This window comes from Sphingobium sp. ba1 (assembly GCF_000743655.1).
Lineage (GTDB): Bacteria > Pseudomonadota > Alphaproteobacteria > Sphingomonadales > Sphingomonadaceae > Sphingobium.
In genome coordinates, this window is the sequence record NZ_JPPQ01000006.1 from 156,366 (window position 1) to 162,327 (window position 5,962).

Genomic DNA, 5,962 nt, shown 5'->3' on the forward strand with positions numbered 1-5,962 from the left:
AGCCATGATGCGTTAGGAAATCCTGCAACGGCTCCTTGGGAATGCCCTTCAACGCCAGGTCTTCGAGCGGTTCGGGCAAGTCCATGCTGTCGTGCAGCGCCACCAACCGCCGCGACAGCCGCGCCATGTCGGCATGGGCGATCAGATTTTCCTGCATCTTGGATTTCTTCATCGACGGCGCGGCATCCAGCGCGGCTTCCAGCCCGCCATGTTCGATGATCAGCTTGGCCGCCGTCTTGGGACCGATGCCCGGCACGCCCGGCACATTGTCGACGCTGTCGCCCATCAGCGCGAGGACATCGCCCAAGTGTTCGGGCTGCACCCCGAACTTGCCGACGACATAGTCGGCCCCGCGCCGCTCATTCTTCATCGTGTCGTACATGTCGACGCCGGGCTGGATCAGTTGCATCAGATCCTTGTCGGAACTGACGATGGTGACATGCCATCCCGCCGCAATCGCCGCCTTGGTATAACTGGCGATCAGATCGTCCGCCTCATAGCCCGCCTCCTCGATACAGGGCAGCGAGAAGGCGCGGGTCGCGTCGCGGATCATGGGGAATTGCGGGACCAGATCTTCGGGCGCGGGGGGACGGTTCGCCTTATACTGGTCATACATGTCGTTGCGGAAGGTGTGCGATCCCTTGTCGAGGATCACCGCCATATGGGTCGGCCCTTCTGCCTTGCCCAATTCCTCGGCCAGCTTCCACAACATCGTCGTATAGCCATAGACCGCGCCGACCGGCTGGCCATGCTGGTTGGTGAGCGGCGGCAACTGATGATAGGCGCGGAAAATATAGCCGCTGCCATCGACGAGATAGAGGTGATTCTGGGTCATGGGGCAGGGGATAGCCGGTAACGCCGCCCCGCTCCAGTAGCGCGGTGCCCGCGCCACTCGTAAGCGAACGGTCCGTGAGGCGGACCGCCTCAGCGTCGAACCCCTCATCCCACTGCGCCTAGGTGCCTTCGGCACTAAGGCTGCATATCCTTCTCCCCGGCGGGGAGAAGGGGTAGATTGAGGAAGGTCGGCTATCAAGCAGTGTAGCCCGCTTAGCGGACATTGACGCACATTCTGATCAGGATAGTTTCACATGATGAAAAGCGGCTATCCAACACTATTATTGTCGCTGCTTCTCGGCTGCTCAGAATTTCGAGAGCCGGAGGCGCAAGACCCATCACCGGTGTTTGGGTGCTATATGTCATCGTCCGCGCCTGCTTTTGCGCTTGGTCCACAAGGCTTGATGTTAAATTCTACTCAGAAAACCGTTCCCTTCCGATATGAATTTCGAAAGGTAGGAATGATCGTGCGTGCGCCAATCTCAGCAAATGTAGAGGGTGGCCGATATGTTTTCCGAAATTCAGACGATCGTTTCTACAGAGTTATATTTTCTGCGGGGCAACCAATCATAAGGGTCGCGTTTGGCAAGGAAGGTTACATTGTTGACTATGTCCGCTATCCGAGCACCAATTGTAAACTATAAACGCCTATAAATGGGCGTTTGCGGAAGGCCCACTCCTAGCGACACTGCGGATCGCGTTGACCATCGGCATCGCTCCGCCTACCCGTGCGTTATATGAGTCAAACCTTGATTTTCCGAAGATATCCTTAGATTTCGGCCCTCAAGAAAATGCGTGGATCGTCCAAGCAATACCTATCTTTGCGTTCCCGTGCGGATCATAGGGTTGGCCTTCACAAGGGTCAGTCACAGGTGAGACGTGTATCGAACTGGAAAGCAGGATGCCTCCCATGGCCCATAGAGGGAGCCACTTTCTCAAGTGGAGGCGGTGAACGTCGAGGGCATAAACGGAGTAGGTCAGCCAAGCCGCCGCAGAGACTGTGGAAATCGCGATCAGGCAGTCCCGTATGCTCCACATTCGGCATACGATTGGGAATGCCAGCCAAAACATGTTCAGTGCTGCGTATAAAGCGAAGAGGCAACCGATAGCCCAATTCGTTACAGCAGTAAGGGATGACAGACGGTTTGACATGCTTCACGTTTATACCGATGCCGCTAACGCATCCCTAATAGCGAAATCGCATACCAGCCTGTTGGAGGTCGTCTTGATTAAAAAACTGGCTGTGTTCGCAGGTGTAACAGCGGCAACCGTCTCTTATTGGTTTGCTGTGATTGTTGCGGGGCAATATATCATCAACAGCCTATATGTTTGTCACTCTGAATTGAGGGAGCCGCTGTGGACGCAGTGCCGCGACGGCCAATACAACTCAGGTTTTCTCATATTCTTCATAGCTCAACTAGCTTTCACGGCAGCCATCTGGCGCAGCGCTCCATATTTCAAGGTCGAAAAGGACTAGGCAAAGCGACGTTGCGTTAACCAGTTGGCTTAACCACGCCTACAAGCGCGCTATAGCCAACCTGTCACACAACAGCACAGACAGACCATCCCTTACCGATCGATCACAATCAGCGTTGATGGTTCGCCGCGACCGCCTTCGCCACGCCCTGCATCAAGGCCCAGCGTTCGGGGATCGACACGGTGGTCGATCCGATCAGCACGGCGACGGCATAGCTGGTGCCATCGGGTGCGGTCATGATGCCGATGTCGTTATAGCCGGTCGAGCGTGGGGCGAGATCCTGGCCTGTGCCGGTTTTGTGCAGATAGGCCCAGCCCGGCGGCACACCGCCCTTGATCCGCTGCGGCCCGGTCTTCGCTTCGCCCATGACAGTCAGCAACAAGCGGGTGGATTCGGCCGACAGCATGTCGCCCTGCTTGAGCTTGGCGAGCGCGCCGACGATCGCGGTGGGGGCTGCACCGTCCGGCGGATTGGCGAGATAATTGTCCAGCGCCTTGACCCGCGCCGCCATCGGCAGCCGTGATCGCGCGGTGTAGAAATTGCGCCCGATCGAATAATCCTGCCGCCAGTCGAGGCCCGCCGTCGTCGCCTGCAACAACCGTTCGCCGGGGCCGAAGCGAACATCCTTGATCATTCGCCGCGCCAAATAGCTGCGCACCGCTTCCGGGCCGCCCACTGCGCGCAACAGCGTGTCGTTGGCGGTATTGTCGCTTTGCGTCATCGCCCGGCGCATCAGGTCGGAATAGCTGGTGGTCCAACCGCCCGCCTTCACCATCGCGGCCGAGGGCTGATGGAACAGGGTTAGGTCGTTTTTCGTGATCGTGGTCGTGTCGGTCAGGCGCAGCTTGCCCCGGTCCACCGCGTCCAGAAACGTCAGCGCCACCCAGAATTTCGATACGCTCTGCTGCGGGAACAAGGCGGTGCCGTTCCAGGCGACGGTCCAGTCCGCATCGATCCGGCGGACCGCGATGCCGACCTTGCCGCGAAATCCCTGGCCCAGATTGCGGATCGCGCTGACCAGCGTCGGCGATGGCGCATCATTCTGGCTGACCGCGCGATAAGGCAGCGGCGGATTGGGTGCCTGGCGGATCGGCCAGCTATTGGTCGCCGGGCGCGACGTCTGCGGCGCGCTCGCCGCCGCCTGGGCCGGGCGCGGATCGGGCGCGCTCACACAGGCCGACAGGGCCATAACCAGAAGGACCAGGCGCGCGACCCCGCCCCGGTTGTCATTCGATGCCATATAATCCCCGCACTTTGAGCGAACATAGGGGCTGCCCCCGCCCGGACGGGCAAGGACGATGCGACGAATGAGTCCACAAATGCGATGATAGGAGCCGGACGGATGCAACCCTTTGATCGACAGCGTCATCGCTCAGTTGCGGTTCAGTGAGTGGCGGGCAATAGCGGGCGGATGACAATGAAAGCTATAAACAGGCGCAATTGGCTGCTCGGCGCATTGGCCACCGGCGGCTTGCTTCGGGCGGGCGTGGCGCAGGCCGCCCCTTTTGCGTCGCGCCGGATCGCCGTGACGGTGCGGGGTACGGGTCGCGATGTGCTGCTCATCCCCGGCCTCGCCAGCGGCCCCGGCATCTGGAACGGCGTGCTGGCGGCGGTTCCCGGCTATCGCTTTCATCTGGTCCATGTGCGCGGCTTTGCCGGATTGGCGGGCGAGGCCAATGCAGGCGGCGACGCTCTGCTCCGGCCGATCGCCGATGAAATTGCGCGCTATGCCAGCGCCACGGGATTGAAACGTCCCGCGATCGTCGGCCATTCGATGGGCGGCACGCTGGCGATGCTGCTCGGCCTCAAGGGGCTGGCGAGCCGGGTCATGGTGGTGGACATGCTGCCCGCTGGTGCCGCCATGGTCGGCGGCACGGCTAGCGGACTTGGCTATCTCGCTGACCAGATTGGTGGCTATCTGACCGGCACGGCGGCGGGGCGGCGCTATCTGGGGCAGATGGTGGCGCAGACGCCGGGGGCCAAAGGCAGCGATCCCGATGTCATCGCCCAGGCGTTGCGTGATCTGGCCAACACCGATCTCGGCCCGCAACTGCCGCGCCTTAGCGTTCCGCTGGAGGTCGTCTATGCGATCGGATCGGATCGCGAACAGGCCGCCGCCATCGCCAGCCGCTTCCGCGCTGCCTATGCCCCCAAGAAGGATGCGCTGCTCCGCGCCATCGGTCCCAGCGGCCATATGCTGATGGCCGATCAACCGGCGCGCTTCCATGCCGCGCTGGGTGATTTTTTGAAGCGCATTTGACGGGCGTCAAAGCCGATGATGGTGCTTGGACGTACACCGAAGGCCCCGGACAGGCTTTCAGCATGTTCCCCTCCCCCTCAAGGCGCGGCGCCCCCCGGCGACCGCGCCTTTTTTTACGGCGCCAGCACCGTGTCGACCGCCGCGTCCAGCATGTCGGGATAGTCGAGCGTATAGTGGAGGCCGCGGCTTTCCTTTCGATGGAGGGCCGAACGTACCACCAGCCGCGCGACTTCCAGCAGGTTGCGCAATTCGATCAGGTCGGGCGTGACGCGGAAATTGCCGTAATAATCATCCACCTCCCGCGCCAGCAGGTCGATGCGGTGCTGGGCGCGTTCCAGCCGCTTGGTGGTGCGGACGATGCCGACATAATCCCACATGAAGCGGCGGATTTCCTTCCAGTTATGCTGGACGATGACTTCCTCGTCGCCATTGGTGACGCGGCTTTCGTCCCATGGGCGGATCGGCGGCGGAGCGGGTAGATCATCCCAGTTCGCGCGGATATGCTTGGCCGCTGCTTCGCCGAATACGAAACATTCGAGCAGCGAGTTGGAGGCGAGACGGTTGGCCCCGTGCAGGCCGCTTTCGCTGACTTCGCCCGCCGCATAGAGGCCGGGCAGGTCGGTGCGCCCGTCCAGGTCGATCACCACGCCACCACAGGTATAATGTTGCGCGGGCACGACCGGGATCGGTTCCTTGGTGATGTCGATGTCCAGGTCCAGCAGCCGGGCATAGATGGTCGGGAAGTGATGCTTCACAAATTCCGGCGGCTTGTGGCTGATGTCGAGATGGACATAGTCGAGGCCGAGCCGCTTGATCTCATGGTCGATGGCGCGCGCCACCACGTCGCGCGGGGCCAGTTCCTCGCGCGGATCGAAGCGCGGCATGAAGCGCTCGCCGCCGCCCGGTACGCCGGGGGGCAGCTTCAAATGCCCGCCTTCGCCGCGCACGGCTTCGGTGATCAGGAAATTCTTGACCTCCAGATTGTAGAGGCAGGTGGGATGAAACTGGTTCATCTCCATGTTCGACACGCGGCATCCCGCGCGCCAGGCCATGGCGATGCCGTCGCCGGTCGCGCCGCGCGGCGCGGTGGAGAAGAGATAGGTGCGTCCCGCGCCACCCGTGCATAGGATCGTCGCGCGACCGAGTAGCGCATCGACATGCCCCGTCGCCTTGTTGAAGGCATAGACGCCCCAAACATGCCCCGCGCCCGAATAGCGCTCGCCATGGCGGGAGGTGATCAGGTCGATTGCGACCATATCCTCCATCAGCGTGATGTTGGGGTTGGCCCGCGCGGCCTTGAGCAAGGCGACCTGCACCGCATGGCCGGTCGCGTCATCGACATGGATGATGCGGCGGTGGCTATGCCCGCCTTCGCGCGTCAAATGCCAGCG

General features: G+C 61.5%; 5 protein-coding genes. 2 read left to right on the forward strand and 3 right to left on the reverse strand.

All coding sequences use genetic code 11. The features are described 5' to 3' along the window. Positions 1 to 835, reverse strand: an 835-nt coding sequence (locus IL54_RS22495) for a 5'-3' exonuclease (RefSeq protein WP_272945493.1), incomplete at its 3' end; no start/stop codon positions are given. Positions 836 to 1,984: 1,149 nt separating this feature from the next. Here IL54_RS22495 and IL54_RS00890 point away from each other — a divergent pair. Continuing rightward, positions 1,985 to 2,311, forward strand: coding sequence for a hypothetical protein (locus IL54_RS00890; protein WP_156106023.1), 327 nt, complete (start codon positions 1,985 to 1,987; stop codon positions 2,309 to 2,311). 109 nt (positions 2,312 to 2,420) lie between these two features. Here the strand turns inward: IL54_RS00890 and IL54_RS00895 are convergent, their stop codons facing one another. Beyond that, the gene (locus IL54_RS00895) at positions 2,421 to 3,551 is read right to left on the reverse strand and encodes a serine hydrolase (protein ID WP_037472513.1); all 1,131 of its coding nucleotides are present in this window, start codon (positions 3,549 to 3,551) and stop codon (positions 2,421 to 2,423) included. Positions 3,552 to 3,722: 171 nt separating this feature from the next. Here IL54_RS00895 and IL54_RS00900 point away from each other — a divergent pair, with 171 nt between their 5' ends. Next, positions 3,723 to 4,571, forward strand: coding sequence for an alpha/beta fold hydrolase (locus IL54_RS00900; protein ID WP_037472514.1), 849 nt, complete (start codon positions 3,723 to 3,725; stop codon positions 4,569 to 4,571). 113 nt (positions 4,572 to 4,684) lie between these two features. Here the strand turns inward: IL54_RS00900 and nadB are convergent. Then, a partial coding sequence (gene nadB / locus IL54_RS00905; RefSeq protein WP_156106047.1) for an L-aspartate oxidase occupies positions 4,685 to 5,962 on the reverse strand: 1,278 nt, incomplete at its 5' end.